27 protein-coding genes and 1 tRNA gene are annotated in these 26,913 nt (G+C 71.3%); 15 read left to right on the forward strand and 13 right to left on the reverse strand.

Going from position 1 to position 26,913, the window contains the following annotated elements; translation table 11 throughout:
- Positions 1–21 precede the first annotated feature (21 nt).
- Positions 22–2,436 carry an endopeptidase La gene (lon, locus tag ACFYZA_RS28970; protein WP_382594279.1) on the reverse strand — a complete coding sequence of 805 codons (2,415 nt, stop codon included), beginning with the start codon at positions 2,434–2,436 and terminating at the stop codon, positions 22–24.
- A 280-nt stretch (positions 2,437–2,716) separates the two neighbouring features.
- Here lon and ACFYZA_RS28975 point away from each other — a divergent pair, with 280 nt between their 5' ends.
- Positions 2,717–3,391 carry a GNAT family N-acetyltransferase gene (locus ACFYZA_RS28975; RefSeq protein ID WP_388493570.1) on the forward strand — a complete coding sequence of 225 codons (675 nt, stop codon included), beginning with the start codon at positions 2,717–2,719 and terminating at the stop codon, positions 3,389–3,391.
- Between the two features lie 30 nt (positions 3,392–3,421).
- Here ACFYZA_RS28975 and ACFYZA_RS28980 read toward each other — a convergent pair whose 3' ends face one another.
- Positions 3,422–4,243 (reverse strand): rhomboid-like protein, encoded by an 822-nt coding sequence (locus tag ACFYZA_RS28980; protein ID WP_388493572.1) that lies wholly within the window; start codon positions 4,241–4,243, stop codon positions 3,422–3,424.
- Positions 4,244–4,498: 255 nt separating this feature from the next.
- Between ACFYZA_RS28980 and ACFYZA_RS28985 the strand changes: the two genes are divergently transcribed.
- From ACFYZA_RS28985 to ACFYZA_RS29000, 4 genes are all read left to right on the forward strand, one after another.
- The gene (locus ACFYZA_RS28985; RefSeq protein ID WP_388493574.1) at positions 4,499–5,167 is read left to right on the forward strand and encodes a spermidine synthase; all 669 of its coding nucleotides are present in this window, start codon (positions 4,499–4,501) and stop codon (positions 5,165–5,167) included.
- Between the two features lie 90 nt (positions 5,168–5,257).
- Entirely contained in the window at positions 5,258–5,995 is a 738-nt protein-coding gene (locus tag ACFYZA_RS28990) for a response regulator transcription factor (protein WP_053730675.1), read from the forward strand.
- A complete protein-coding gene (locus ACFYZA_RS28995) occupies positions 5,992–7,182 on the forward strand; it encodes an ATP-binding protein (protein WP_382594228.1) in 1,191 nt (396 codons plus the stop codon). Before ACFYZA_RS28990 ends, ACFYZA_RS28995 begins: the two co-directional genes overlap by 4 nt.
- A gap of 280 nt (positions 7,183–7,462) precedes the next feature.
- Entirely contained in the window at positions 7,463–11,347 is a 3,885-nt protein-coding gene (locus ACFYZA_RS29000) for a multifunctional oxoglutarate decarboxylase/oxoglutarate dehydrogenase thiamine pyrophosphate-binding subunit/dihydrolipoyllysine-residue succinyltransferase subunit (protein ID WP_388493575.1), read from the forward strand.
- A 98-nt stretch (positions 11,348–11,445) separates the two neighbouring features.
- Here ACFYZA_RS29000 and ACFYZA_RS29005 read toward each other — a convergent pair whose 3' ends face one another.
- Positions 11,446–11,682 (reverse strand): DUF6191 domain-containing protein, encoded by a 237-nt coding sequence (locus tag ACFYZA_RS29005; protein ID WP_382594222.1) that lies wholly within the window; start codon positions 11,680–11,682, stop codon positions 11,446–11,448.
- Positions 11,683–11,941: 259 nt separating this feature from the next.
- On the opposite strand from ACFYZA_RS29005, the gene ACFYZA_RS29010 reads away from it, so the two are divergent.
- Positions 11,942–12,127, forward strand: coding sequence for a DUF6104 family protein (locus ACFYZA_RS29010; protein ID WP_018102711.1), 186 nt, complete (start codon positions 11,942–11,944; stop codon positions 12,125–12,127).
- 40 nt (positions 12,128–12,167) lie between these two features.
- On the opposite strand, the gene ACFYZA_RS29015 is transcribed toward ACFYZA_RS29010, so the two are convergent.
- Positions 12,168–12,986 carry a hypothetical protein gene (locus ACFYZA_RS29015; RefSeq protein WP_388493578.1) on the reverse strand — a complete coding sequence of 273 codons (819 nt, stop codon included), beginning with the start codon at positions 12,984–12,986 and terminating at the stop codon, positions 12,168–12,170.
- 237 nt (positions 12,987–13,223) lie between these two features.
- On the opposite strand from ACFYZA_RS29015, the gene ACFYZA_RS29020 reads away from it, so the two are divergent.
- Together ACFYZA_RS29020 and ACFYZA_RS29025 are read left to right on the forward strand one after the other, a co-directional pair.
- Positions 13,224–14,156 (forward strand): DUF4097 domain-containing protein, encoded by a 933-nt coding sequence (locus ACFYZA_RS29020; protein ID WP_388493580.1) that lies wholly within the window; start codon positions 13,224–13,226, stop codon positions 14,154–14,156.
- Position 14,157: 1 nt separating this feature from the next.
- Positions 14,158–15,174, forward strand: a complete 1,017-nt coding sequence (locus tag ACFYZA_RS29025) for a helix-turn-helix transcriptional regulator (protein WP_388493581.1) — start codon at positions 14,158–14,160, stop codon at positions 15,172–15,174.
- A gap of 286 nt (positions 15,175–15,460) precedes the next feature.
- Here ACFYZA_RS29025 and ACFYZA_RS29030 read toward each other — a convergent pair whose 3' ends face one another.
- The 4 genes from ACFYZA_RS29030 to ACFYZA_RS29045 form a co-directional block, all read right to left on the reverse strand.
- On the reverse strand, positions 15,461–16,012 hold the full coding sequence (locus ACFYZA_RS29030; protein WP_388493583.1) for a Clp protease N-terminal domain-containing protein: 552 nt from the start codon (positions 16,010–16,012) through the stop codon (positions 15,461–15,463).
- The gene (locus tag ACFYZA_RS29035; RefSeq protein ID WP_053730665.1) at positions 16,012–16,221 is read right to left on the reverse strand and encodes a helix-turn-helix domain-containing protein; all 210 of its coding nucleotides are present in this window, start codon (positions 16,219–16,221) and stop codon (positions 16,012–16,014) included. The genes ACFYZA_RS29030 and ACFYZA_RS29035 overlap by 1 nt, the downstream gene beginning before the upstream one ends.
- A 134-nt stretch (positions 16,222–16,355) precedes the next feature.
- Positions 16,356–17,321, reverse strand: coding sequence for a zinc-binding dehydrogenase (locus tag ACFYZA_RS29040; protein ID WP_382594205.1), 966 nt, complete (start codon positions 17,319–17,321; stop codon positions 16,356–16,358).
- 145 nt (positions 17,322–17,466) lie between these two features.
- Positions 17,467–18,675, reverse strand: coding sequence for an NADP-dependent malic enzyme (locus ACFYZA_RS29045; protein WP_161253341.1), 1,209 nt, complete (start codon positions 18,673–18,675; stop codon positions 17,467–17,469).
- 618 nt (positions 18,676–19,293) lie between these two features.
- Between ACFYZA_RS29045 and ACFYZA_RS29050 the strand changes: the two genes are divergently transcribed.
- The 3 genes from ACFYZA_RS29050 to ACFYZA_RS29060 are packed head-to-tail and all read left to right on the forward strand — an operon-like array spanning position 19,294 to position 21,982.
- Complete coding sequence (locus ACFYZA_RS29050; RefSeq protein WP_382594201.1) at positions 19,294–20,250, forward strand: ABC transporter substrate-binding protein; 957 nt, start codon at positions 19,294–19,296, stop codon at positions 20,248–20,250.
- Positions 20,251–20,277: 27 nt separating this feature from the next.
- Positions 20,278–21,210, forward strand: a complete 933-nt coding sequence (locus ACFYZA_RS29055) for an amino acid ABC transporter permease (RefSeq protein ID WP_382594197.1) — start codon at positions 20,278–20,280, stop codon at positions 21,208–21,210.
- A 4-nt stretch (positions 21,211–21,214) separates the two neighbouring features.
- On the forward strand, positions 21,215–21,982 hold the full coding sequence (locus ACFYZA_RS29060) for an amino acid ABC transporter ATP-binding protein (protein WP_382594194.1): 768 nt from the start codon (positions 21,215–21,217) through the stop codon (positions 21,980–21,982).
- A gap of 71 nt (positions 21,983–22,053) precedes the next feature.
- On the opposite strand, the gene ACFYZA_RS29065 is transcribed toward ACFYZA_RS29060, so the two are convergent.
- Complete coding sequence (locus ACFYZA_RS29065; protein WP_382594343.1) at positions 22,054–22,743, reverse strand: class I SAM-dependent methyltransferase; 690 nt, start codon at positions 22,741–22,743, stop codon at positions 22,054–22,056.
- A 185-nt stretch (positions 22,744–22,928) separates the two neighbouring features.
- Between ACFYZA_RS29065 and ACFYZA_RS29070 the strand changes: the two genes are divergently transcribed.
- Complete coding sequence (locus ACFYZA_RS29070; protein WP_382594191.1) at positions 22,929–23,543, forward strand: CGNR zinc finger domain-containing protein; 615 nt, start codon at positions 22,929–22,931, stop codon at positions 23,541–23,543.
- On the opposite strand, the gene sodX is transcribed toward ACFYZA_RS29070, so the two are convergent.
- Positions 23,462–23,887, reverse strand: coding sequence for a nickel-type superoxide dismutase maturation protease (gene sodX / locus ACFYZA_RS29075; RefSeq protein ID WP_382594188.1), 426 nt, complete (start codon positions 23,885–23,887; stop codon positions 23,462–23,464). The genes ACFYZA_RS29070 and sodX overlap by 82 nt on opposite strands.
- Before the next feature lie 175 nt (positions 23,888–24,062).
- Here sodX and sodN point away from each other — a divergent pair, with 175 nt between their 5' ends.
- Positions 24,063–24,458, forward strand: a complete 396-nt coding sequence (sodN, locus tag ACFYZA_RS29080; RefSeq protein ID WP_053730656.1) for a superoxide dismutase, Ni — start codon at positions 24,063–24,065, stop codon at positions 24,456–24,458.
- A 130-nt stretch (positions 24,459–24,588) separates the two neighbouring features.
- On the opposite strand, the gene ACFYZA_RS29085 is transcribed toward sodN, so the two are convergent.
- Together ACFYZA_RS29085 and ACFYZA_RS29090 are read right to left on the reverse strand one after the other, a co-directional pair.
- A tRNA-OTHER gene (locus tag ACFYZA_RS29085) sits at positions 24,589–24,663 on the reverse strand.
- 36 nt (positions 24,664–24,699) lie between these two features.
- A complete protein-coding gene (locus tag ACFYZA_RS29090) occupies positions 24,700–25,227 on the reverse strand; it encodes an AAA family ATPase (RefSeq protein ID WP_382594185.1) in 528 nt (175 codons plus the stop codon).
- Between the two features lie 98 nt (positions 25,228–25,325).
- Between ACFYZA_RS29090 and cpt the strand changes: the two genes are divergently transcribed.
- Both cpt and ACFYZA_RS29100 read left to right on the forward strand, forming a co-directional pair.
- A complete protein-coding gene (gene cpt, locus ACFYZA_RS29095) occupies positions 25,326–25,856 on the forward strand; it encodes a chloramphenicol phosphotransferase CPT (RefSeq protein ID WP_388493781.1) in 531 nt (176 codons plus the stop codon).
- A gap of 82 nt (positions 25,857–25,938) precedes the next feature.
- Positions 25,939–26,349, forward strand: coding sequence for a glyoxalase/bleomycin resistance/extradiol dioxygenase family protein (locus tag ACFYZA_RS29100; protein ID WP_388493587.1), 411 nt, complete (start codon positions 25,939–25,941; stop codon positions 26,347–26,349).
- Between the two features lie 104 nt (positions 26,350–26,453).
- Here ACFYZA_RS29100 and ACFYZA_RS29105 read toward each other — a convergent pair whose 3' ends face one another.
- On the reverse strand, positions 26,454–26,900 hold the full coding sequence (locus ACFYZA_RS29105; protein ID WP_382594179.1) for a DUF6304 family protein: 447 nt from the start codon (positions 26,898–26,900) through the stop codon (positions 26,454–26,456).
- Positions 26,901–26,913: the final 13 nt, after the last annotated feature.

Consider the following 26,913-nt stretch of genomic DNA (forward strand, 5'->3'; position numbering starts at 1 on the left):
CGCTCCCCCGGCCCCGCCGCCTCACGCCGCCGAGGCGACCGCGACCTCAGCCGGGGCGAGGGCGATCTCCAGGACCTGGCGGACGTCCGTGACGGGGTGGACCTCCAGCTTCTCCAGGACCTCCGCCGGGACGTCGTCCAGATCCGCCTCGTTCCGCTTGGGGATCACCACGGTGGTGATCCCGGCCCGGTGCGCGGCGAGCAGCTTCTGCTTGAGGCCGCCGATCGGCAGCACCCGCCCGGTCAGCGACACCTCGCCGGTCATCGCCACGTCGGTGCGGACCTGCCGCCCCGAGAGCAGCGAGGACAGCGCGGTGACCAGCGTGATGCCGGCGCTCGGACCGTCCTTGGGGACCGCGCCCGCCGGGAAGTGGACGTGCACGCCCCGGTCCTTCAAGTCCGCGACGGGAAGCTCCAGTTCGGCCCCGTGCGAGCGCAGGAAGCTCAGCGCGATCTGCGCGGACTCCTTCATCACGTCGCCGAGCTGACCGGTGAGGGTCAGGCCCGCCGCGCCCGTCTCCGGGTCGGCTAGGGAGGCCTCGACGAACAGGACGTCACCGCCGGCCCCGGTGACGGCGAGCCCGGTGGCCACACCGGGCACCGCGGTCCGCCGCTCGGCCGGGTCCTGGGCGGACTCGGGCACGTGGTGCGGGCGTCCGATCAGCTTGCGCAGATCGTCGGGGGCGATGGTGAACGGCAGCTCCTGGCCGCCCAGTTCGTGCTGGGCCGCGACCTTGCGCAGCAGCCGGGCGATCGAGCGCTCCAGGTTGCGGACGCCCGCCTCCCGGGTGTACTCGCCCGCGAGCCTGCGCAGCGAGGCGTCCTCGAGGACGACCTCACCGGGTTCGAGACCGGCCCGCTCCAGCTGGCGCGGGAGGAGGTGGTCGCGGGCGATGACGACCTTCTCGTCCTCGGTGTAGCCGTCGAGCCGGACCAGCTCCATGCGGTCGAGCAGGGCCTCGGGGATGGCTTCGAGGACGTTGGCGGTGGCCAGGAACACCACGTCGCTGAGGTCGAGCTCGACCTCCAGGTAGTGGTCGCGGAAGGTGTGGTTCTGCGCCGGGTCGAGGACTTCGAGCAGGGCGGCGGCCGGGTCGCCCCGGAAGTCGGAGCCCACCTTGTCGATCTCGTCGAGCAGCACGACCGGGTTCATCGACCCGGCCTCCTTGATGGCCCGCACGATCCGGCCGGGCAGGGCGCCGACGTAGGTGCGGCGGTGGCCGCGGATCTCGGCCTCGTCGCGTACGCCGCCGAGCGCGACGCGGACGAACTTGCGGCCCATGGCGTGCGCGACGGACTCGCCGAGCGAGGTCTTGCCCACTCCGGGCGGACCGACGAGCGCGAGCACGGCGCCGCCGCGGCGGCCGCCCACGACCCCGAGCCCCCGGTCGGCGCGGCGCTTGCGCACCGCGAGGTATTCGGTGATGCGTTCCTTGACGTCCTTCAGACCGGCGTGCTCGGCGTCGAGAACGGCCCGCGCGCCCCGGATGTCGTACACGTCCTCCGTGCTCTCGTTCCAGGGCAGTTCGAGGACGGTGTCGAGCCAGGTGCGGATCCAGGAGCCCTCGGGCGACTGGTCGCTGGAACGCTCCAGCTTGTCGACCTCCTTGAGGGCGGCCTCGCGGACCTTCTCGGGCAGGTCGGCGGCCTCGACGCGGGCGCGGTAGTCGTCGCTCTCGTCCTCGTCGCCGCCCTCGCCGTTGAGCTCGCGCAGCTCCTTGCGTACGGCGTCGAGCTGGCGGCGCAGCAGGAACTCGCGCTGCTGCTTGTCCACGCCCTCCTGTACGTCCTTGGCGATGGACTCGGCGACCTCCTGCTCGGCGAGGTGCTCGCGGAGCTGCTCGGTGGCGAGCTTCAGGCGGGCCACCGGGTCGGTCGTCTCCAGGAGCTCGACCTTCTGGGTGGTGGTGAGGAAGGGCGAGTATCCGGAGTTGTCGGCGAGGGCGGACACGCCCTCGATCTGCTGGACGCGGTCGACGACCTGCCAGGCCCCGCGCTTCTTCAGCCAGTCGGTGGCCAGTGCCTTGTATTCCTTGACCAGTTCGGTCACCTGGCCCGGCAGAGGCTCGGGCAGGGCCTCCTCGACCCTGGCCCCCTCCACCCACAGGGCCGCGCCGGGCCCGGTGGTGCCGGCGCCGATGCGCACGCGGTGGCGGCCCCGGATGAGGGCGCCGGGGTCGCCGTCGGAGAGCCGGCCGACCTGCTCGACGGTTCCGAGCACACCGGTCGCGGCGTACGTCCCGTCGATCCGCGGCACGAGCAGCACCTGCGGCTTCCCCGCATCGGGCCGGGCGGCGGCCTGGGCGGCCTCGACGGCGGCCCGCACCTCGGCATCGGACAGATCCAGCGGAACGACCATGCCGGGCAGCACGACCTCGTCGTCGAGCGGCAGCACGGGCAGGGCGGTCGGTGTGTACGCCGTGGACTCGGTAGCCATGATCTCCCCTTCGGCAGTCAAGTTGAGCTATGCCGACTCAATGCATGTGAGTCGAGGAATGTTCCCCGGGGCGTGTTCGCTCTGAGCGATCACTCGGGGCGACCCCGGTGACCAGGCACGGAGGGCTCGGCAGCCGCCGGTCGCGCAGGGCGACGGCTGCCGCGCCCGCCGGACCGCGCCGCACCGTCGGCCGCCCGGCAGCCATAAGACGCGAGACAAACACCCACCCTCGCTTGTAAGGTTCCCTACACCACTTCATCCATTACCACCGGGGGCGGACATGACGACGACAGCGACGGCAGCGGCGGCGGACCCGGCCGGGACGGCCACCCTCGTACGGGCCTGGATCGACGGCTGGGTCGTGTCGCGCGGGGCCTCCGATCCGATGGACCGCCCCTGGGGCTGGACCATCGACGCCGGACAGGCCCACCACGTGTCCCGGCACGTGCTGCCGGAGCCCGCCGAGGCGGACGTCCGCGCGCTGGTGGCCGCCACGACCGCACCCGGGACGTGGCTGAAGCTGTTCGCGGACGACGACACCGTGCGGCCCTGGCTCGGCGCGGGCTGGCAGTTCGACCAACCCGGCTTCCTGATGTCCCTCCCGCTCGCCGCCGAGCGGCCCGAGGTGCCGGCCGGCTACACCCTCACCTCGTGGACCCGGGGCGGCGTGACCCGGGTCCTGGTCCGCACCGCCGAGGGGCACTTCGCCGCCCGCGGCCAGATCGCGCCGACCGGCCCGACCGCCGTCGCCGACCAGATCGAAACGGCTGCGGACCACCGGCGCCGGGGCCTGGGCAGCCTGGTGATGCGAACCCTGCAGAACACCGCCCACGAGGCGGGCGCCACCACCGGAATCCTGGTGGGCACCCCCGAGGGCCGCACCCTCTACACCTCCCTGGGCTGGGAGACCCGCTCCCCCATGGCCAGCCTGCACTTCAAGCCGTCGGCGGGCTGACCGGCGCCGAAGGGCCGGGCGCGGCCCGGGTCAGGACGCCGGGGCGAGCCGTACCCGGCGCACCGCCGGCCAGCAGGCGACGCCCACCAGGAGGGCGACCGGGTGACCCCAGGCCGCCAGGGGTTCGGCCATGTCCAGGAGGTCCTGGAGGAGCAGGGCGCCGACCACGGCCAGGACGGTCCAGCGCAGCAGCGGGGCGAGCAGGCCCGCGAGGGCGCCGACCGTGGCCATCAGGCCGAAGCTGATGCCGTAGTCCAGGCGGTGCAGCGAGCTCGCGGGGAGGTGCCCGGCCAGGACCGAGAGGGCGACCGGGATCTCGGTGGCGAGGGTCGCCACGACATGGCCAAGCAGGAAGACACCGGCCGTGCGCCAGCCGCCGATGCGGCGCTCCAGGGCGGCCAGGACGAAGATGAACACCATCGCGTACGGGGAGGCGATGCCGCCGGCTATCCACAGCGCGCTGGCGAAGATCGCCAGGACCGGTGTCGTCGACAGGTGGGCCACATCGGTGCTCGACCCGCGCAGCAGGGCGCTCACCGTGTGCGGGTCGCCGTACTGGCTGTAGAGGGACGTCACCAGGAGCAGCACCGCGTAGCCGAAGGCGAACGGCGTCGCGATGGGCGAGGGGAGCACACGTCGTACCCGGGCGAGGCCGCCCCGCACTCCCGTGACGGGCGGCTCCGCGAACCCCGTCGGCCCGGCGACCGCCGGCTCCCCGGCACCCGAAGCGGGCGGCTCCGCCGTCTCGGACCAGGGCCGCTGGGACGGGAGCGCCTCGAATGCGGGGCCCGAGGCGGTGGCGGGCAGCGGCGTCGCCGACGCGGCCGGCTGCCGGGTTTCGAGCGGGTGCACCGGGAGAGGCCCCTTCCCCGGGACACCGTGTACGCGCCCCGAATCAAGCCACGCCCGCGTTCTTCGGCCGTGTTCCGTTCTCGCTTACGTGCCTTACAACGGCTCACCTTCCGTGATCGACTCCGACCGCGTCTATGGCGTGCGCCACACCGGACAACCTTTGACACATCTTGAGCGTCCGGGGCGCGCCGCGCCACCCGTCCGCGACGCACAACTCGCGTGCGCGGCACGGCCGGACACGGCATCCTCGCGGGCATGGACCACATCGCCACCCTCGACAGGCGCCAGGGACCGCACGGGGAAGTCGTGCTGCGGCGGCGCGGAGCGCATTTCGAGATCATCGCCAACGGGTGCTTCCTCATGGACACTTCGGACGGCCGCTCGGAACGCCTGCTCATCGATGCGGCGTACGACACACTTCTGCCAGGTACGGCCCGCCCTTCGGTTCTGATTGGCGGCCTCGGCGTCGGCTTCTCCCTCGCACATGCGGCGCAGGACCCGCGCTGGGGCCAAATCGCCGTGGTGGAGCGGGAAGAGGCCATCATCGACTGGCACCGCGCGGGTCCGCTCGGCGCCATTTCGGGCCCGGCTCTGTCCGATTCGCGTACCCGGATCATCCAGGCGGATCTGGTCGATTACGTGCGTACCACCCAGGACACCTTCGACGCGCTCTGCCTCGACATCGACAACGGGCCCGACTGGACGGTCACCGAGGGCAACGGTGGACTGTACTCACCGGCCGGACTCGCCGACTGCGCAAGGCGGTTGAGACCCGGCGGGGTGCTCGCCGTATGGTCCGCGCAGCCGTCCGCCGGCTTCGAGCAGGCGCTCCGGAATGCCGGATTCACCGGGGTAAATACCGAAGAGATCCGAGTTGCCCGGGGCGTCCCTGACGTGGTCCATCTCGGCGTTCGCCCTGCGTAGCCGAGATACGGAAAGTGCCTCTAGTCTCTGACCGACACAGGGGATCACCCCACGGATCCCCGGGCGAGCACAGTCAGGGCGGGGCAACCGATGGAGCAGACACACACCGGCCACAACGGCGTCGCGGCGACCCCCGGCGCCCAGCGCAGGGTGCTGGTCGTCGAGGACGACACGACGATCGTCGACGCCATCGCGGCCCGTCTGCGGGCCGAGGGCTTCCAGGTGCAGACGGCCGTCGACGGGCCCGCGGCCGTCGACACGGCCGAGGCCTGGCAGCCGGACCTGATGGTCCTCGACATCATGCTGCCGGGCTTCGACGGCCTGGAGGTCTGCCGCCGGGTCCAGGCCCGCCGGCCCGTGCCGGTCCTCATGCTGACGGCCCGCGACGACGAGACCGACATGCTGGTCGGGCTCGGCGTCGGCGCCGACGACTACATGACCAAGCCGTTCTCGATGCGCGAGCTCGCGGCCCGGGTGCACGTCCTGCTGCGCCGGGTGGAGCGGGCCGCGCTGGCCGCCACCACGCCGCGCACGGGCATACTCCGCCTCGGCGAGCTGGAGATCGACCACGCGCAGCGCCGGGTCCGGGTGCGCGGCGAGGACGTCCATCTGACGCCGACCGAGTTCGACCTGCTGAGCTGCCTGGCGAACACCCCGCGTGCCGTCCTCTCGCGCGAGCAGCTGCTGGCCGAGGTGTGGGACTGGGCGGACGCGTCCGGCACCCGGACCGTGGACAGCCACATCAAGGCGCTGCGCCGCAAGATCGGTGCCGAGCGGATCCGCACGGTCCACGGCGTGGGTTACGCGCTGGAGACCCCGGCGCCATGAGCCGGGCCGGAGACCGGGCCCGGCAGCTGCGCGGCAGCGGCGAGCGGCCCGGCTGGGACGAGCCCGCCAGACGCGGCAGATGGGCCAGGGCCCGGCGCGGGCTGCGCGGCCGGGTAGCGGCGGGGCTGCGGTCGGTGTCCATATCGATCAAGACGAAGCTCGGCACGCTCGTGGTGGTCTCCGTGTTCATCACCACAGGGCTGCTCATGGTGGCCCTGCAGACCCGCACCGAGCTCCGCTTCATCACCGTCTTCTCGGTGATAGCGACGCTGCTGATCACCCAGTTCGTCGCCCATGGGCTCACCGCCCCGCTGGACGAGATGAACACCGTCGCCCGCGCCATCTCGCACGGCGACTACACCCGCCGGGTGCGCGGCGCCGACCGCCGGGACGAGCTCGGCGACCTCGCGGGCACGATCAACCGCATGGCCGACGACCTGGAGGCCGTTGACCGGCACCGCAAGGAACTCGTGGCGAATGTCTCCCACGAGCTGCGCACGCCCATCGCGGCGCTGCGCGCGGTCCTGGAGAACGTGGTGGACGGCGTCTCCGCCGCCGACCCGGAGACCATGCGCACGGCCCTCAAGCAGACCGAGCGCCTGGGCCGTCTGGTCGAGACCCTCCTGGACCTGTCCCGCCTGGACAACGGCGTCGTGACGCTGCGCGCCCACCGCTTCGAGGTGTGGCCGTACCTGTCGGGGGTCCTCAAGGAGGCCAACCTGGCGGCCGCCCAGCGCAAGCTGTCCTCCGGCTCGGGCAACCACCAGCGCACCGACGTCCATCTGCACCTGGACGTGTCGCCGCCCGAGCTGACCGCGCACGCGGACGCGGAGCGGCTGCACCAGGTGGTGGCGAATCTCATCGACAACGCCGTCAAGCACTCCCCGCCGCACGGCCGCGTGACCGTACGGGCGCGGCGCGGCCCGCAGCCCGAGTCCCTCGACCTGGAGGTCCTGGACGAGGGGCCCGGCATACCGCAGTCCGAGTGGCACCGGGTCTTCGAGCGGTTCAACCGCGGCACCGCCACGGCCCCGCACGGCCCCGGCAGCGACGGCGGCACGGGGCTCGGCCTCGCCATCGCGCGCTGGGCGGTGGATCTCCACGGTGGCCGGATCGGCGTGGCCGAATCCGCTCGGGGCTGCCGGATCCAGGTCACCCTCCCGGGCACTCCCCGCCAGCAAAGTTGACGTAAAGTTCGAACCGGAAGCGGCCGTTCTGCGTGGTCATCAGCGGAAGCGGTCGTTCAGGGTGCGGGCCAGGGGGCCGTAGCCGCGCTGTCGTGTACCCGGAGCGGCTCGGGCAGTAGCGGAACCACGCTTGTTTCCCGCCATTTCGCGCCCTGAAACCAGGGTTCCGGTGTGACTTACGCGACTGTGGCAAGCCCGGCCTGCACGTCCAGGCCGGCAAGGCGTAGCCTTTATTTCCGCTGTCCATCACCTTGTGAAGCGGAAGAGGGCGGTTACCGCCGTGTCGTCTCAGTCCCCCAGTAATTCGAGCGTCTCGACCGACCAAGACGGGCAGGGCAAGAACCCTGCGGCCGGCTTTGGTGCCAATGAGTGGCTTGTCGACGAGATCTATCAGCAGTACCTCCAGGACCCCAATTCGGTCGACCGTGCCTGGTGGGACTTCTTCGCCGACTACAAGCCGGGTGCCACCGGCACGGCGGACAACCCTGTTCAGGGTGCTCCCACCGCAGCCGCGGGGGCTGCGGCAGCCGCGCCTGCCGCAGCTGCTCCGGCCGCTCCCGCGGCCCCGGCCCAGGCCGCCCCGGCACCCGCGGCGCCGGCCACCCCGGCCGCCGCCCCGGCGCCGGTGAAGGCCGCGGCTCCGGCCGCCACCCCGGCCCAGGCTCCGGCTCCGGCTCCGGCTCCGGCTCCGGCGAAGCCCGCGGCTGCCGCCGCGCCCGCCGCCAAGCCCGGTGCAAGCACCGGCTCCACCGGAGCGGCTGGCGCCGCACAGCCTGCTGGCGCCACGGAGGCCCCCGCCGGTCCCGAATACGTGACGCTGCGCGGTCCCTCCGCCGCGGTCGCCAAGAACATGAACGCCTCCCTTGAGGTGCCCACGGCCACGTCCGTGCGCGCCGTCCCGGTGAAGCTCCTGTTCGACAACCGCATCGTCATCAACAACCACCTCAAGCGCGCCCGGGGCGGGAAGGTCTCCTTCACCCACCTCATCGGGTACGCGATGGTGCAGGCCATCAAGGCCATGCCGTCGATGAACTACTCCTTCGTCGAGAAGGACGGCAAGCCGACCCTGGTCAAGCCGGACCACGTGAACTTCGGTCTGGCCATCGACCTGGTGAAGCCCAACGGCGACCGCCAGCTCGTCGTCGCCGGCATCAAGAAGGCCGAGACGCTCAACTTCTTCGAGTTCTGGCAGGCCTACGAGGACATCGTCCGCCGGGCCCGGAACAACAAGCTGACGATGGACGACTTCACGGGCGTCACCGTCTCGCTGACCAACCCCGGCGGCCTCGGCACCGTCCACTCCGTGCCGCGTCTGATGCCCGGCCAGTCGGTCATCATGGGCGTCGGCTCGATGGACTACCCGGCCGAGTTCCAGGGCACGTCGCAGGACACCCTGAACAAGCTGGGCATCTCGAAGGTGATGACCCTCACCTCGACGTACGACCACCGGGTCATCCAGGGCGCCGCGTCGGGCGAGTTCCTGCGGATCGTCGCCAACCTGCTGCTCGGCGACAGCGAGTTCTACGACGACATCTTCGAGGCGCTGCGCATCCCCTACGAGCCGGTCCGCTGGCTCAAGGACATCGACGCCTCGCACGACGACGACGTCACGAAGGCCGCCCGCGTCTTCGAGCTGATCCACTCCTACCGGGTCCGCGGCCACGTCATGGCCGACACCGACCCGCTGGAGTACCGCCAGCGCAAGCACCCCGACCTGGACATCACCGAGCACGGCCTCACCCTGTGGGACCTGGAGCGGGAGTTCGCGGTCGGCGGCTTCGCCGGCAAGTCCCTGATGAAGCTGCGCGACGTCCTCGGCGTCCTGCGCGACTCGTACTGCCGCACCACCGGCATCGAGTTCATGCACATCCAGGACCCCAAGCAGCGCAAGTGGATCCAGGACCGCGTCGAGCGCTCGCACTCCAAGCCGGAGCGCGAGGAGCAGCTGCGCATCCTGCGCCGCCTGAACGCGGCCGAGGCGTTCGAGACGTTCCTGCAGACCAAGTACGTCGGCCAGAAGCGCTTCTCGCTCGAGGGCGGCGAGTCGGTCATTCCGCTGCTCGACGCCGTCATCGACAGCGCCGCCGAGTCGCGCCTGGACGAGGTCGTCATCGGCATGGCCCACCGCGGCCGGCTGAACGTCCTGGCCAACATCGTCGGCAAGTCGTACGCGCAGATCTTCCGCGAGTTCGAGGGCAACCTCGACCCGAAGTCGATGCACGGCTCCGGCGACGTGAAGTACCACCTGGGCGCCTCCGGCACCTTCACCGGCCTGGACGGCGAGCAGATCAAGGTCTCGCTCGTCGCGAACCCCTCGCACCTGGAGGCGGTCGACCCGGTCCTGGAGGGCGTCGCCCGCGCCAAGCAGGACGTCATCAACAAGGGCGGCACGGACTTCACGGTCCTGCCCGTCGCCCTGCACGGTGACGCGGCCTTCGCGGGCCAGGGTGTCGTCGCCGAGACCCTGAACATGTCGCAGCTGCGCGGCTACCGCACCGGCGGCACGGTCCACATCGTCATCAACAACCAGGTCGGCTTCACCGCCGCCCCGGAGTCGTCGCGCTCCTCCATGTACGCCACCGACGTGGCCCGCATGATCGAGGCGCCGATCATCCACGTGAACGGCGACGACCCGGAGGCCGTGGTCCGCGTCGCGCGGCTCGCCTTCGAGTTCCGCCAGACGTTCAACAAGGACGTCGTGATCGACCTCATCTGCTACCGCCGCCGCGGTCACAACGAGGGCGACAACCCGCAGTTCACCAACCCGCAGATGTACAACCTGATCGACAAGAAGCGCTCGGTGCGCAAGCTCTACACCGAGTCGCTCATCGGTCGCGGCGACATCACCCTGGAAGAGGCCGAGCAGGCCCTGCAGGACTTCCAGGGCCAGCTGGAGAAGGTGTTCGCGGAGGTCCGCGAGGCCACCTCGGCGCCGGGCGAGATCCACTCGACCGACGCGCAGGCCCAGTTCCCGGTCGCGGTGTCCACGGCGGTCTCCCAGGAGGTCGTCAAGCGCATCGCCGAGTCGCAGGTGAACATCCCCGACCGGATCACCGTGCACCCGCGTCTGATGCCGCAGATGCTGCGCCGCGCCGCCTCCGTCGAGGACGGCACGATCGACTGGGGCATGGGCGAGACCCTGGCCATCGGCTCGCTGCTCATCGAGGGCGTCCCGGTCCGGCTCTCCGGCCAGGACACCCGCCGCGGCACCTTCGGCCAGCGCCACGCGGTCCTGGTCGACCAGGTCACGGGCGAGGACTACACCCCGCTGATGTACCTGTCCGAGGACCAGGCGCGTTACAACGTCTACGACTCGCTGCTCTCCGAGTACGCGGCGATGGGCTTCGAGTACGGCTACTCGCTGGCCCGTCCCGAGTCCCTGGTGATGTGGGAGGCGCAGTTCGGCGACTTCGTCAACGGCGCCCAGACGGTCGTGGACGAGTTCATCTCCTCGGCCGAGCAGAAGTGGGGCCAGACCTCCGGCGTCACGCTGCTCCTGCCGCACGGCTACGAGGGCCAGGGCCCGGACCACTCGTCCGCCCGCCCGGAGCGCTTCCTCCAGATGTGCGCGCAGAACAACATGACGGTCGCGATGCCGACGCTGCCGTCGAACTACTTCCACCTGCTGCGCTGGCAGGTCCACAACCCGCACCACAAGCCGCTCATCGTCTTCACCCCGAAGTCGATGCTGCGTCTGAAGGCGGCGGCGTCGAAGGCCGAGGAGTTCACCAACGGCGGCTTCCGCCCGGTGATCGGCGATGAGCACGTGGACGCCAACGCGGTCCGCAAGGTCGTCTTCTGCGCGGGCAAGGTCTACTACGACCTGGCCGCCGAGCGCGACAAGCGCGGCGCGAACGACACCGCGATCATCCGCATCGAGCGCCTCTACCCGCTGCCGGGTGCCGAGCTCCAGGCGGAGATCGCCAAGTTCCCGAACGCCGAGAAGTACCTGTGGGCCCAGGAGGAGCCGGCGAACCAGGGTGCCTGGCCGTTCATCGCGCTCAACCTGATCGACCACCTGGACCTGGCCGTCGGCGCGGACGTGCCGCACGGCGAGCGCCTGCGCCGCATCTCGCGCCCGCACGGCTCGTCCCCGGCGGTGGGCTCGAAGAAGCGCCACGAGCAGGAGCAGGAGCAGCTGGTGAACGAGGTCTTCGAGGCCTAGCACCGGCAGGCCGGCGACCGGTCACCACTGGTCGCCGACGGCTGTACGCGGCGAAGGGCCCGGCATTCCGATTCCACGGGATGCCGGGCCCTTCGGCGTCAGCGCGCCTGGCTCACGCCGTCCTCGTCCCCGTCGCCATCGCCGTCCCCGTCATGAGCGTGCCCGGTGCCCCCGCCCGGGGGCACCCGTATGACGACGCTGCCACTGGCCAGGTCTATCGGGCCGCGCCCGGGGTCGGAGTCGCCGACCTCGTCGAGGGTGATCTCCTGACGCCGGCGCTCCTCTTCCGTGTGCCGCCGCCCGGGCGCGAAAAGCTCGTCGAGCCCACCGAACATCCGAAGCCACCTCCGTCAGCCGTCCCGTACTCCCATAACGCCGTGCGGTGCCCGTCGGATCCCGGTCATGGCTGCCGGATCCGCCGGCCGCGCCCCGGGAAGGCCCCGCGGGAGCGCACGGGGACGGTGCCCTCGCTGTACCCCCGTCCCGCCGGGCGAACCGGGCGCTCGAGGCCGCCCGCGCGACGGCCGTTCCGTCCCCGTACCGGCCGCCGGATACCCTGAGGGCCGAACATCCGGTACGTCCCAGGAGCAAGTTGTGTACTTCACCGACCGCGGCATCGAGGAGCTGGAGAAGCGGCGCGGCGAGGAGGAGGTCACCTTCGAGTGGCTCGCCGAGCAGCTGCGCACCTTCGTCGATCTGAACCCGGACTTCGAAGTCCCGGTCGAGCGGCTCGCCACGTGGCTGGCCCGGCTCGACGACGACGAGGACGAGGACGAGTAGGCCGAAGCGGGGGCTCGGGCCCCCGGACGCGTAATACGCGTCAGCGGCCCGGCCGGGCCCGCATGCGGTCGTACGCGAGACCAAGTGCGCCGTGGGCCACCAGAATCGCGCCCGCCGTCGTCCAGCCGCCGCTGCGCCGGGCGAGGCCCCAGGCCGTGAGCGGGAGGCCGGCGGCGAGTTGGGCGGCGCCGGTTAGGCGGGCCTTGGGGCCGCGCAGCCAGGGGCCGAGCGGGCCGTCCTCGACCGCGTCGAGTTCGGCGCGTACGGCATCGCGCCAGCCGGACCATTCGATCGGCTCGGCGCCGTGCGCCGCGGCCACCGAGCGCAGCCGGTCGGTCGGTTCGCCCGGGCCGAGCCCGGCGGGCAGGACCACGCCCGTGCGGGCCAGGACCGCGATCAGGCCGAGGAGCCGGGCCCGGGCGTCGGCGGCCGAATCGGGGCGGGTGAGGCCGTCGAGCGCCTCCATGTCGTGTACGGGATCCAGGCCGAGCCGGGCCGCGAACGTACGCATCGCCTCGCTCTCGCCGAGCGGCGTGCCGTCGGACAGCCAGACGTATCCGACCGTACGGCGAAAGCCGGAAGCCAGGGTGTAGCCGGCCCGGGAGTCGTCCCACCACAGCGCGATCGCGGGCCGCCCCGCGCCGACCGTGAGCGCGCCCGCCCAGCCCGCGAGCACCTCGTCGACGGGGCCGGCACCGGTCAGCCAGGGCTTGGCCGCGGGCACGAGCACGCTCCAGCCGTCTCCCGCCGGGGCCAGCAGCATGCGCTCGCGCAGCAGATGGGCGACCGGGCGGACCGCCGGGGGTTCGGCGCGGCAGAGGAGCAGGGCGCCGGGGGCGGCGGTATCGACGACGGTCATGATCGATACGCTAGGCCATTTTTGGGGTGATTTCCCTCTATGCAGGGGCGTATGGGCCCATAGTGCGGGGGCGGATCCGCTCGCACCGGGCCGTCGCGCGCGGCCTTGACTTTCCACAACCGCGATATATCGTGTCTAACGAGAGACGCGATATGTTGCGTCTCTCCTGGAGGGCATATCCACCGTATTGCACCCGTGTCATGCCCTGTCCGGTCACAGCGCCCAGGAGGTCAGCACATGTCCGAGTCCACGTGGGCCGTCCCAGATTCGCGGAAGCTCACCTTCGACGCGACCGACGGCCCGGTGACCAAGGTCCAGGTCCGCATCGTCAACGGAACAGTGAACGTGGTCGGCACCGAGGAAAGTTCCGCCCGCCTGGAGATCTCGGGGGTCGAGGGGCCCCCGCTGATCGTGACGCGGGACGGCTCCACGCTCACCGTCGCCTACGACGACCTGCCCTGGCGCGGCTTCCTCAAGTGGCTCGAACGCAAGGGCTGGAACCGCAGCGCGGTGGTCTCGCTCGCGGTGCCGGCGGACGCGGACGTCGAGGTCGGCACGGTCGGCGCGGGGGCCGTGGTGTCCGGGGTACGGGGACGTACGGAGGTACGCGGGGTCAGCGGCGACCACACCCTGGTCAAGCTCGCGGGCCCGGTCCGGGCCGAGAGCGTCACCGGCAACCTGGAGGCCCAGGCGGTCACCGGTGACCTCCACTTCAAGTCGGTCTCCGGTGATCTGACGGTCATCGAGGGCGCCGGAGGCCGTGTGGCGGCGGAGTCGGTGAGCGGCGACATGCTGCTCGACCTCGACCCCGGCACGAAGGCCACCGACATCCGGCTGACGACCGTCTCCGGCGAGGTGGCCATCCGGCTGCCACACCCGGCCGACGCGCATGTCGAGGCCAACACCGCGAGCGGGGCCGTCTCCAGCGCGTTCGAGGACCTGCGGGTCAGCGGGCAGTGGGGCACGAAGAAGATCACCGGCACGTTGGGGGCGGGCAACGGCACGCTGCGGGCGACGACGGTCTCCGGCTCGATCGCGCTGCTGCGCCGGCCGGCGGACGAGGAGCCGCCCTTCGCGGAGGACCCTGTCGAGCAGGCGCCGCCCTCCACCGAGGCGTCCTCCGCCGATGACCAGTCCGGCTCGGCCGGCCCGAACAAGAAGGTGCTCTGACATGCCCCCGGTCTTCGCCCACGGACGCCTGCGTCTCTACCTCCTCAAGCTGCTCGACGAGGCTCCGCGCCACGGGTACGAGGTGATCCGCCTGCTCGAAGAGCGCTTCCAGGGCCTGTACGCACCCAGCGCGGGCACCGTCTACCCGAGGCTGGCCAAGCTGGAGGCCGAGGGACTCGTCACGCACACCACCGAGGGCGGCCGCAAGGTCTACTCGATCACCGACGCGGGCCGCGCGGAGTTGGCGGGCCGGGGCGGTGAACTCGCCGACCTGGAGCTGGAGATCCGCGAGTCCGTCTCCGAACTCGCCGCCGAGATCCGTGACGACGTACGCGGTGCGGCGGGCAGCCTGCGCGACGACATGCGCCGGGCGGCCCGTGAGGCCCGTACGGGTCAGACCTCCCCGGGTGCGGGCACGGGCCGTGGCGCCCGGAAGGGCTTCCCCGAGGCCTCCGACTTCCTCGACGGCGCCTGGGGCGACGCGGAGGGGTGGCAGCAGGCCAAGGAGGAGTTCAAGCGGGCGAAGCAGGAGTGGAAGGAGCAGGCGCGCCGGGCCAAGGACGAGTCCCGGCGGGCCCGCGACGAGGCCAGGGAGGCGCGCCGCCAGGCCAAGGAGGCGCAGGAGAACGCGCGCGAGGAGATGCAGCGGGTGGCCCGGGACGTGCAGCGCCAAGTGCAGGAGCACTTCGCGCGCGGCGACTGGCCGACGGGTGTGCGCGAGGGGCTCGCCGAGATCACGAAGGAGCTGGGGCGGTTCGGGTTCGGCCAGGCGGCGCCGCCCGTGGCGGATGAGCGGGTGGATCTCGGCAAGCCGGGCGCGGTTCCGGAGTGGGCGCGGGAGGAGTCGTCCGGTGACCCGGCGCGGGACCTCGACCGGCTGCTCGACCGGTTCCGGGACGATATCCGGGATGCGGCCCGGGATCACGGGGTGACGGAGCCTCAACTGCGGCAGGCGCGCCGCCACTTGGCCGAAGCGGCGGCCCACATCGGCGCGGCCCTCCGCCCCCCGCGCCCCTGAGCGACCCGACCCTGGGGCTCCGCCCCAGACCCCGTTCGCGCCTGAACGGCGCTCGCCCTCAATCTCCCCCAAGGCCTCAAGGGCCAGGGGGGACCCCCATGACGGGCTGGGCATGTCTGCACCGTCCAGCACCGAGGCCTTCAGGGGCGCGGGGAACTGCGCGACCAGCCACACACGGTCCGCAGCCGAAGCACTCTCCCCCGGAGGGTTGCGGGAAGGGGCGGGGCGGGGCGAAAACCCTCCCAAGCCCCACCCGGAGGGCGAGCCCGGGGTCAGGGCGCAGGGGTCAGGGGGCCGGGGTGGACAGCACCCGCTCCAACCCCGCGTACGTCCCGCCGCACTCCGCCAGAGCCTCCCCCGCCAGCCCCGGCAGCACCGCGAGCGCGAGCAACAGATGCTCGTCCCCGATGTGCTTCTGCTTGCGGGCGACCGCGAGCCTGAGGGACTTCTCCAGTACCTTCTTCGAGCCCTTCGTGAAGGACGGCCGGCCCGAGGGCCACGCCTTGCCGAGGGCGTCGCCGGACAGCGCGCCGGGGCCGTGGGCCTCCTCCACCCTCGCCACGATCTCCTGGACGGAGATGCCGAGGCCGGCCAGCGCGTCCTCCTCCGCCCTGGACATCCCGCCCCGGCGCCGCCCGGCGGCCAGCGCCTCGGCGAGTTCGGCGCGGCGGCCGGTCACGCCGAGGGAGGCCAGCGCGAAGGACGCCTTCGTGCCCTCGCGGTCGAGGAGGGCGAGGAGCAGATGCTCCTCGGTCACCACCGGGGACCCCGCTCGCGACGCGTGCTCGACCGCTCCCGCCACCACCCCACGGGCATCCGCCGTGAATCGCTCGAACATCAATTCCTCCCGTGCTTCTTGTGGACGGCCTGGCGGCTGACCCCCAGCTCGGCGGCGATCTCCTGCCATGACCAGCCCTGATTGCGGGCGCTTCGTACCTGTACGGATTCGAGCTGTTCCAGCAGCCGTCGCAGCGCGGCGACGGCCCGCAGTCCGACCCTCGGGTCGCGGTCGCCGGCTCGTGCGGCGAGATCGGTGGCCTCGGTCATGCCTGTCAACTTACATTGACAGGCACCTACCGTCAACCAGAGTTGACAGATTCCGCGCGCGAAAGGCCGTTGTCCCGCGCGGCCCTGCGCGCGGGACAACGGCCCCGAAGCTCAGCGGAAGCGGACGCGCCGCCTCATCCCACCGTGAGGACCACCTTCCCGAACAGGTCGCCCGACGCCACCTTCTCGAAGCCCTCGCGCGCCCGGTCGAGCGGGAGCACCTCGTCGATGACGGGGCGTACGCCGGTCGCCGAGCAGAACGCCAGCAGGTCCTCCAGCTCGTCCTTCGTGCCCATCGTCGAGCCCACGACCTTGAGTTCGAGGAAGAAGATGCGGGTCAGTTCGGCGTGCGCGGGGCGGTCGCCGCTGGTCGCGCCGGAGATGACCAAAGTGCCGCCCGGGCGAAGGGACTTGACCGAGTGGGACCAGGTCGCGGCGCCCACTGTCTCGATCACCGCGTCCACCCGCTGCGGCAGCCGCGCCCCGGGCTCGTACGCCTCGACCGCACCCAGTTCCACCGCCCGCACGCGCTTGTGCTCGTCGCGGCTGGTCGCGAAGACCCGCAGGCCCGCGGCCTTGCCCAGCACGATCGCGGCAGTGGCGACGCCGCCTCCCGCGCCCTGCACCAGGACCGAATCCCCGGGCCGCACACCGGCGTTGGTGAACAGCATCCGGTACGCCGTCAGCCACGCGGTCGGCAGGCAAGCGGCCTCCGCGAAGCTCAGGTCCTTGGGCTTGGGCAGCACGTTCCAGGTCGGCACGGCGACCTGTTCGGCGAAGGTGCCCTGGTACTTCTCGGTGAGGATCGAGCGGCCCTCGGCGGGGCCGACGCCGTGGCCGGTCTGGCCGATCACCGAGTGCAGGACGACCTCGTTGCCGTCCTGGTCCACTCCGGCCGCGTCGCAGCCGAGGATCATCGGCAGCTTGTCCTCGGAGAGCCCGACCCCGCGCAGCGACCAGACGTCATGGTGATTGAGGGAGGCGGCCCGTACGTCGACGAGGGTCCAGCCGGGGCGTACCTCGGGGGCCGGCCGCTCCCCCAACTCGAGGCCGCTGAGCGGCTGGTCACGGTCGATGCGGGCGGCGTATGCGGCGAACATGGCCCTGACCCTAGGGCGCCCGGCCCGGCCGCCGGAACCTCCCACGGCTGTGACGCCCCGCACGCCGCGAGGAGCGGGCGGAAAGCAGTCGTGCCGGGCTCCCCCGAAGGGGAGCCCGGCACGTCGGCGAGAAGAAGCCGGCCGGTCAGCGGCGGGCCACGCCCTCGGCGCGGGCGGCGGCCGCCACCGCCGCCGTGACGGCGGGGGCGACCCGCTCGTCGAACGGGGACGGGATGACGTAGTCGGCGGCGAGCTGGTCGCCCACGACGTCGGCCAGCGCGTTCGCCGCGGCGATCTTCATGCCCTCGGTGATCCGGGAGGCCCGGACCTGGAGGGCGCCCGCGAAGATGCCGGGGAAGGCGAGCACGTTGTTGATCTGGTTCGGGTAGTCCGAGCGGCCGGTGGCCACGACGGCCGCGTACTTGTGCGCGATGTCGGGGTGCACCTCGGGGTTCGGGTTGGCCATCGCGAAGACGAAGGCGCCCGGCGCCATGGAGGCGACCGCGGGCTCGGGGACCGTACCGCCGGAGACGCCGATGAAGACGTCGGCGCCGGCGAGCGCGGTCTCCAGGGAGCCGGAGAGGCCCGCCTTGTTGGTGAGCTCGGCGAGCTCGCGCTTGACGTCCGTCAGGTCCGTGCGGTCGCTGCTGACGATGCCCTTGCGGTCCGCGACCGCCACATCGCCGAGGCCCGCTTCGAGCAGGAACTTGGCGATGGCGACACCGGCCGCGCCGGCGCCGGAGATGACCGCGCGCAGGTCGCCCAGGGTGCGTCCGGTGAGCTTCGCGGCGTTGCGCAGGGCGGCCAGGGTGACCACGGCCGTGCCGTGCTGGTCGTCGTGGAAGACCGGAATGTCCAGGGCCTCCTGGAGCCGGCGCTCGATCTCGAAGCAGCGGGGGGCGGAGATGTCCTCCAGGTTCACCCCGCCGAAGGACGGGGCGAGCCGGACCACGGTCTCGATGATCTCGTCCGTGTCCGTGGTCGCGAGCGCGATCGGAACCGCGTCGACGCCGCCGAACTGCTTGAAGAGGATGGCCTTCCCCTCCATGACCGGGAGGGACGCCTCCGGGCCGATGTCACCGAGCCCGAGCACCGCCGTACCGTCCGTCACGACGGCGACCACCTGTGACTTCCAGGTGTAGTCGTGGACCAGCTCCGGGTTCTCCGCGATCGCGCTGCACACCTTCGCGACGCCGGGCGTGTACGCGAGGGACAGGTCGTCCCGGTCCCGGATCGGCACGGTGGCCTGCACGGCCATCTTGCCGCCGCGGTGGAGCGCGAAGGCCGGGTCGAAGGGCTCGTCCGAACCCTCCGTGCTGCTGTCGCTGCGAGGATTGACGATCTCCGCTGCCATTGTGTTTTACCCCTTAAGTCTTCATCAGTTGAGGGTGGCCACTCCTTGTTGAGGAGGGGTGGGCGGACCCGCGTACGTTCCCCGCTGAGGGCGGTTGGCCCGCCCCGCGGGGAGGAGGTACGTACGCGCGGGCGCGCCGCACACGCGCCCTGAGCCCCGGATGAGGGGTGTAAGGATCCTTCTTACCGGACAGAAGCGTCCGCCGACGAGTCCATATTGGCTCAGCGCCGACGCTGCGTCGCAAGCGGCCTCCGTACCGTGACACGACTCTTGGTGGGATGTCACGACAAGTCGGCTACGCGGCACGAAACATGTCCACAACGCGAGATGAACCGGAGGATCTCCGGCCTGCGCAGACGCATTCCGCACATGGTCCGGCCGGGTGTGCCTTGGTGTACCGGCCTTGTCGGCTTCGGGGGGTGACCCGTTATCCGATTTTGACATGGCTGCGACCCTGATTTCCGGGGTCCGAATGGCAAGATGCGACTTCACACGCGGTTCACACCGCGGTCGCGACACCCGAGGATGCGTGCACGACCACCGCCCAGGACCTGTGCGTTCGTTGTCCGTACGCACTCCATGGCCACTCCACTCAACACCTGCCGGAGGAACCCGACCATGACCGCAAGCACCACCCGCCGTACGACCGCCTCCAAGTCCCGGATTGCCGCGGTCGGCGCGATCGCGGTCGCGGGCGCCCTGCTGGTGACCGGCTGCGGTGACCAGACGAAGAAGGGCTCGGCCCCCGAGTCCTCGGGCTCCAGCTCCGCCCCGCTCTTCTCCAAGCTCCCCGCGAACATCCAGAAGGCCGGCGTCATCAAGGTCGGTACGGACGCCACGTACGCGCCCATGGAGTTCAAGCAGGGCGAGACCATCGTCGGCATCGACCCGGACATCGCCGCGGCCCTCGGCAAGCAGCTCGGCGTGAAGTTCGAGTTCACCAGCGGCACCTTCGACACCCTCCTGGGCGCCCTGCCGACCGGCCGCTACGACGCGGTCATGTCCTCGGTGAGCGACACCAAGGCCCGCCAGGAAGGCCTTGACAAGGACGGCAAGAAGACCGGTACGGGCGTCGACTTCGTCGACTACTACACGGCCAGCACCGGCATCCTGGTCAAGAAGGGCAACCCGCAGGGCATCAAGTCCACCGACGACCTGTGCGGCAAGACCATCGCCGTGCAGCGCGGCACCACCTACGAGCAGGCCGCCAAGGACCTCGCCGCCAAGTGCGAGAAGGACGGCAAGGGCAAGCTGGCCTTCGAGCCCTTCGCCACCGACGCCGAGGCGCAGACCCGCGTCAAGGCCGGCGGCGCCGTGGCCGACCTGAACGACTCCCCCGTCGCCGCGTACATCGCGAAGACCGCTGGCGGCGGCGCCGACTTCGAGTCGGTCGCCAACCCCTCGGACGCGGGCCCGTTCGGCATCGCGGTGGACAAGAAGAACACCCAGCTGCGCGACGCCCTCTCGGCCGCACTGGACGCGATCATCAAGGACGGCTCGTACAAGACGGCCATCGACAAGTGGGGCGGCGCACAGGGCGCCGTCACCAAGGCAGCCATCAACGGCGGCTCCTGACCCGCGCACCACTGAAGGGCAGTCGCTGTGACTGACAAGCTCGACAAGACTCCGGGCCCGGCGGAAGCCGCCCCGGAGCAGGTCCCGCCGGACATCATCCGCGCCATCCCGGTGCGCCACTACGGCCGCTGGATCAGCGCCGTGGCCGTCGTCGCCGTGCTCGGCGCGCTCGGGTACGCGTTCGCCCAGGGCAACGTGCGCTGGGCGACCGTCACGGACAAGCTGTTCGACTCCAGCATCCTGGCCGGCCTGTGGCACACCGTGCTGATCAGCGTCGTCTCGATGGCGGTGGGTCTGATCCTCGGCGTGCTGTTCGCCGTGATGCGGCTCTCGAAGAACCCGGTGACCAGCTCGGTCGCCTGGCTGTACATCTGGTTCTTCCGCGGCACCCCGGTCTACGTGCAGCTGTTGATCTGGTTCAACCTGGCGCTGATCTTCCCGATCCTCAACCTCGGGTTCTACAAGGACTACATGACCGCGGTCATGACTCCGTTCCTCGCCGCGCTGCTCGGCCTCGGCCTCAACGAGGGCGCGTACATGGCGGAGATCGTCCGGGCCGGCATCCAGTCGGTGGACGAGGGCCAGACCGAGGCCTCGCACGCGCTCGGCATGACCCAGATGCAGACGATGCGCCGCGTGGTGCTCCCCCAGTCGATGCGGGTGATCATCCCGCCGACGGGCAACGAGTTCATCAACATGCTGAAGACCTCGTCCCTGGTCGTCGCCGTCCAGTACCAGGATCTGCTGCGCAGCGCCCAGGACGTGGCCGCGACGTCGTTCGCGGTGATGGAGATGCTCTTCGTCGCCTCGATCTGGTACCTGGCCCTGACCAGCGTGTTCAGCGTCGGCCAGTACTACCTGGAGCGCCGCTTCGCCCGAGGTTCGCTGCGCGCCCTGCCGCCCACGCCGCTGGAGCGCATCAAGTCGAACCTGCTGTCCCTCTCCCACTGGCGGCGGTGACCCCATGACTGCACAACCGATGGTCAAGGCGGAGGGCGTCCACAAGTCGTTCGGCCCCGCCCACATCCTCAAGGGCATCGACCTGGAGGTGGCCGAGGGCGAGGTGTTCTGCCTCATCGGGCCCTCCGGCTCCGGCAAGTCGACGTTCCTGCGGTGCATCAACCACCTGGAACAGATCAACGCCGGGCGTCTTTACGTCGACGGCGAGCTGGTCGGGTACCGCCAGAAGGGCGACAAGCTCTACGAGCTGAAGGACAGCGAAGTCGCCCTGAAGCGGCGGGACATCGGCATGGTCTTCCAGCGCTTCAACCTGTTCCCGCACATGACGGCGGCCGAAAACGTCATGGAGGCGCCGGTCCAGGTCAAGCGGGAGTCCAAGGCGGTGGCCCGCGAGCGGGCCCTGAAGCTGCTCGACCGGGTCGGCCTCGCCGACAAGGCGGGCAACTACCCCTCGCAGCTCTCCGGCGGCCAGCAGCAGCGCGTGGCGATCGCCCGGGCGCTGGCGATGGAGCCGAAGCTGATGCTCTTCGACGAGCCGACGTCCGCGCTCGACCCCGAGCTGGTGGGCGACGTCCTGGACGTCATGCGCGGTCTCGCGGAGGACGGCATGACGATGATCGTGGTCACCCACGAGATGGGCTTCGCCCGCGAGGTCGGCGACTCGCTGGTCTTCATGGACGACGGCGTGGTGGTCGAAGCGGGCCACCCGCGCGATGTTCTGACGAACCCTCAGCACGACCGGACGAAGTCGTTCCTGTCGAAGGTGCTGTAAGCAGGCATACGCGGAAGGGGGGTTACGGGCACCAGCCCGTAACCCCCCTTCCGCGTGCGCCGGTTGACGCGCTACTTGAGCGCGAGCAGCAGCGTGTCGGAGGGCGAGGCCCAGACGGGCCGGGCCTCGGCGAAGCCGGCCGCGCGCAGGGTCTCGGCGTGCCAGCTCGCGGCGGGCATGTCGCCGTCGGCGTGCTCGCCGTAGATCTCGTACCGCTTCGCGGTGGGCCCGGCGAGCACCGGGTCCTGGGCGGCCAGCGCCCACCAGTCGGCCCAGTCGAGGGCGCCGTTGGCCTTGGCGCGGTCCATCTGGGCGTGCCGGTGGGCGCGTTCGGCGGCGTTGATGCGCGGGGTGGCGGGGTCGATCATGTGGTCGGCGTTCATGAACACGCCCCCGTCCCGGACCAGCCCGGCGACCTGCCCGTAGAGCGCGGCGAGCGGTTCGGCGTGCAGCCAGTGCAGGGCGGTCGCCGTGAGCACCGCGTCGTAGGTGTCGTACGGGAGCGGCTCGGCCCAGTGCGGGTCCTTCAGGTCGGCGGACACGAAGCTCACGCGCTCGTCCCCGGCGAAGGTGCCCTCGGCGATGGCGAGGAGCGCGGGGTCGAGATCCACCCCGGTACTGACCGCGTCCGGGAACCTCTTGAGGAGCCGGTCCGTAATACTCCCCGTACCGCACGCGAGGTCCAGCACGCGCGGCGCGGGACCGACGCAGGCCTCGACCATGTCGAGCATGACCCGGAAGCGCTCCTCGCGGTCCGGCATGTACCACTCCTGCTGCCGGTCCCAGCTGTCCTGCCAGCCCCGCCAGTCGGTGCCCGTACCGGCCCCAGTGACAGTCTCCGACACCGCGATCCCTCCTACACAGCCAGTCTGTAATACCCTCGATGGGTATCCAGCCGTTACTTGTGAACACCTCAGACCATAGACCGCCGCCGTAAGGACTACAAGTGGAACTGGCCTATTACTCGGACTACGCCGTGCGCCTGGTCAACACCGAGGAGCCGGCCCGCAACAAGGACGCCCTGACGTCGGTCGACGCGGTCCGGGACCTGTTCGGCGGGAACCAGTCGGCGGCCCGCCGGGCGACGGACGCGGACGTGACGCGCTTCCGTTCGGTACGGGCCCGGCTGCGGGCGGTCTTCGAGGCGGCGGACCGGGGCGAAGAGGTCCAGGCGGTGGACCTGCTCAACTCGCTGCTGCTCGAATTCCCGGTCAGCCCGCAGGTGTCGGGCCATGAGCACCGCGACGAGGACGACCGCCCGCTGTGGCACATGCACCTCGCCGACCACCCCTCGAACGCGACGGCGGGCTATGCCGCGATCGCCTCCATGGGGCTCGCCTTCCACCTCACGGAGTACGGCGTCGACCGGCTCGGCCTGTGCCAGGCGGCGCCCTGCCGCAACGCCTACCTGGACACCTCGACCAACCGCTCGCGCCGCTACTGCTCGGACCGCTGCGCGACCCGCGCCAACGTGGCCGCCTACCGGGCCCGCAAGCGTCTGGAGACCGAGCGGTCGGACAGCACCGGCCGCACCGAGGAGACGGCCCAGGACGCCAGGTAGCCGACCGTGCGCCGGCGCCCCGCCGTCATCGGCCGGTAGCGCCCGCGCACCCGGCCGAGCACGAGGTCGACCGGCACCGCGCCGAAGGCCCGGCTGTCCACGACCTCGTCGTCCGTGTTGTCGCCGAGCACCCACCAGCCGCTCTCGCGCAGCTCCATGAGCCGCTTGACGATCAGCAGGTCCTGCTGCAAGGGGTGCCGCAGCACGGCCACATCGCCGGTCCGCAGCTCCGCGCCGTAGTGCACGAGCAGCTGATCCCCGTGCAGCAGCGTGGGAACCATCGAGGTCCCGAGCACCTCGGCGATCCCCAACGGAACCCTCGGCTCCCGCCCCTCATCCGTCATACGTCACCCACCTCCCGGCCACCGGCACCCCGCCGCCACTCCCACGGTACGTTCCGCCACGAGTCCCGGGGTGCCCCTGGACTTTTGACCTAAGCCCATGGGGGCACCCGCGAAATCCCGTCTCTCACCGAGTAATGTCCCACCTGAGAAGACGATCACGAGGAAGGACAGCTCAATGCTTTCCCGCCTGTTTGCCCCCAAGGTGAAGGTCAGCGCGCACTGCGACCTGCCCTGCGGTGTGTACGACCCGGCCCAGGCCCGCATCGAGGCGGAGTCGGTCAAGGCCGTACAGGAGAAGTTCCAGGCCAACGAGGACGCGCACTTCCGTGCCCGTGCCGTGGTCATCAAGGAGCAGCGCGCCGAGCTCGCGAAGCACCACGTTTCGGTGCTGTGGAGCGACTACTTCAAGCCGCCGCACTTCGAGAAGTACCCGGAGCTGCACCAGCTGGTCAACGACACCCTGAAGGCCCTCTCGGCCGCCAAGGCGTCGACCGACCCGGCGACCGGCCAGAAGGCGCTCGACCTCATCGCCGAGATCGACCGCATCTTCTGGGAGACCAAGAAGGCCTGATCCAGGCCGAGTTCGCGGGCCGGGCGCTTTCGGGCGTCCGAACACCGGCGAATCGAGAAGGGCCCGTCCGGGGTTGCCCGGCCGGGCCCTTTCGGTGTCTGCCGCCCGGTGGGGGGGCGCTGTGTGAAGGGGCGGGGCGGCCGGATTCGAACCGGCGTCCTCCTCCATGTTGTGTAGGCGCACTACCTCTGTGCTACGACCCCGCCTTGATCGGCATCGTAGGCGACACGCGGCGGCACGCCTAGCGGTTTTCGAGCGTCCGCAGCCACCTCCGGGCCTCGCGCGGCGCCGTGAAGCGCAGGGTGCGCAGCGGGGCGTGCGCGGGGTCGGCGGTGAGGGCGGTGAGCGCCGCCCGGCGCGGGGCGTACTGGGACCAGGCCCAGCGGGCCGGGTGGTCGCGGCGGAACCACTCCGTCAGGGTCTCGCGGTTGCCGTTGAAGATCCGCTCGCGCAGCACGGTCCTGCGCAGCGAGCGGCGCAGCACGCGGGGCATGACGACGCGCCTGGGGTAGTCCAGCCAGACCACGGTGTCGGCACGCCGCCACAGCAGGGGCCGGACGTCGGGCGAACCGTACGAATCGAGGACCCACGCGGGCGTGGCCGCGATCTCGGCCACCCGGGCGGCGAAGTCCGGATCCTCCGCCCAGCCCGGGCCCGCGAAGTGCAGGGCGTCCAGCTCGTGGTACGGCACCCCGAGCCGCTCGCCCAGTGCGCGCGCCAGGGTGGACTTCCCGGCTCCGGTACTGCCGACCACGAGAACGCGCTTCATCGGGGCAGGTTATCCCGCGCGGAATTCGGTTGGCCGGGCAAGAGCCGGCGCCTACCGTGGCGCGCGTGACGGATCAGACGCGTACGCCCCGGTGTCAGGTGATCGTGCTCAACGGCGGGTCCAGCTCCGGCAAGTCCGGCATCGTCCGGTGCCTCCAGGCCGTGCTGCCCGGGGCCTGGCTCGCCTTCGGGGTCGACTCGTTGGACGCGGCCATGCCCGCCTCCCTCCGGGGCGGCGAGGGCGGCCTCGAACTCGGGGCGGACGGGACGGTGACCGTGGGACCGGAGTACCGGCGGCTCTCGGACGCCTGGGCGCGCGGAGTGGCCGCGATGGTGCGGGCCGGCGCCCAGGTGGTGCTCGACGAGGTGTTCCTTGACGGCGCCGACGGCCAGAAGCGCTGGCAGCACGCCCTCGACGGGCTCGACGTCCTCTGGGTCGGGGTGCGCTGCGACCCCGACACGGCCGCGGGCCGCGAGACGGCCCGTGGCGACCGGATCCCCGGCATGGCCCGCGCCCAGGCCGAGTCCGTACACCGGGGGATGCGGTACGACGTCGAGGTGGACTCGGCGGGTACGGAGTCCATGGCCTGCGCCCTGCTGATCGCCGAGCGGTACGCATCGCGGACCTGAGGCGCGGCACGGGAACGGCCCCCCCGGCGGAAGGTCATCTTCCGGGTCAGGTTCGAGGGCCTTCCGGGTTAGATTCGACGGCATGGAACCTCTGGAGCCTCCGTACCCCCGGCTTCTCGTCGACCGCTACGAACCGGCGTTCCGCTTCTACGACGCCGTGCTGCCGGACCTCACCGGCTGCACCCTCGCGCGCGGCAACTCCTCTTCGGGATACGCCAGTTGGGACACATCTGACGGCCGGACCGCGCTCGCGCTGTTCGCCCGGTCCGCGATGGTCGCCGCGCTCGGTGAGGACCGGGTGCCGAGCGGGGGCGCGTCCCTGGTGATCCACGTGGCCACCCGCGACGCCCTCGACGCCGCGGTCTCCCTGTGCGCGAAGGCGGGCGGCACGGTGGCCGCGCCCGCGCGGGACCTGCCGGAGTGGGGGCCGGGGATGCGGGCCGCACACGTCCTGGACCCGGCCGGGAACCTGGTCGAGCTCCAGACGTACTGACGGCCGACGGGCCCTCTCGCGACGCAGAGCGGCCGCCGTGCACCGGGGAGTCGGACGGACTCCCCGATGCGCGACGGCCGCGGGGTGGACGAGCGAGCAGGGAGCTAGATGGCGTCCAGGGCGGACGGCTGGAGGCTTGAGCCGGAGGGGAGTTGGCGCCGGATGTCGGCCAGCACCGAGCCGAAGTCGAGTTCGGCCCGCCCGCTGGCGTACACCGCTCCCCCGAAGTGCAGGGCGACCCCGAGATCGGGCTCCGGCGGTTTCAGGGAGAGCAGGCAGCTGAGGGTGGCCTCCTGGACGGCGCCGTCGTCCGAGGCGATGGGCACGGGCATGTCCCATTCGAGTACGAAGTCACGGAGGTTCCCGCCGTCGAGCGCGAACGAGCCGCTCTCCGTCGGTATCCCCGGTACCGGGCCGAGCGAGTCGAAGTTCGCTCCGGCGAAGTCGACCCCCCTGATCCGGGTCCGCAGTTGCGTCCCGTCAGTGGTGATCGTCAGCGCTTCTGATCCTAGGCGGTCTCGATACCAACCCGCCCATGACTGTGGTGTCATGGGCGGAGATTAG

Source organism: Streptomyces sp. NPDC001828 (assembly GCF_042892175.1).
In the GTDB taxonomy this organism is placed as follows: Bacteria; Actinomycetota; Actinomycetes; order Streptomycetales; family Streptomycetaceae; genus Streptomyces.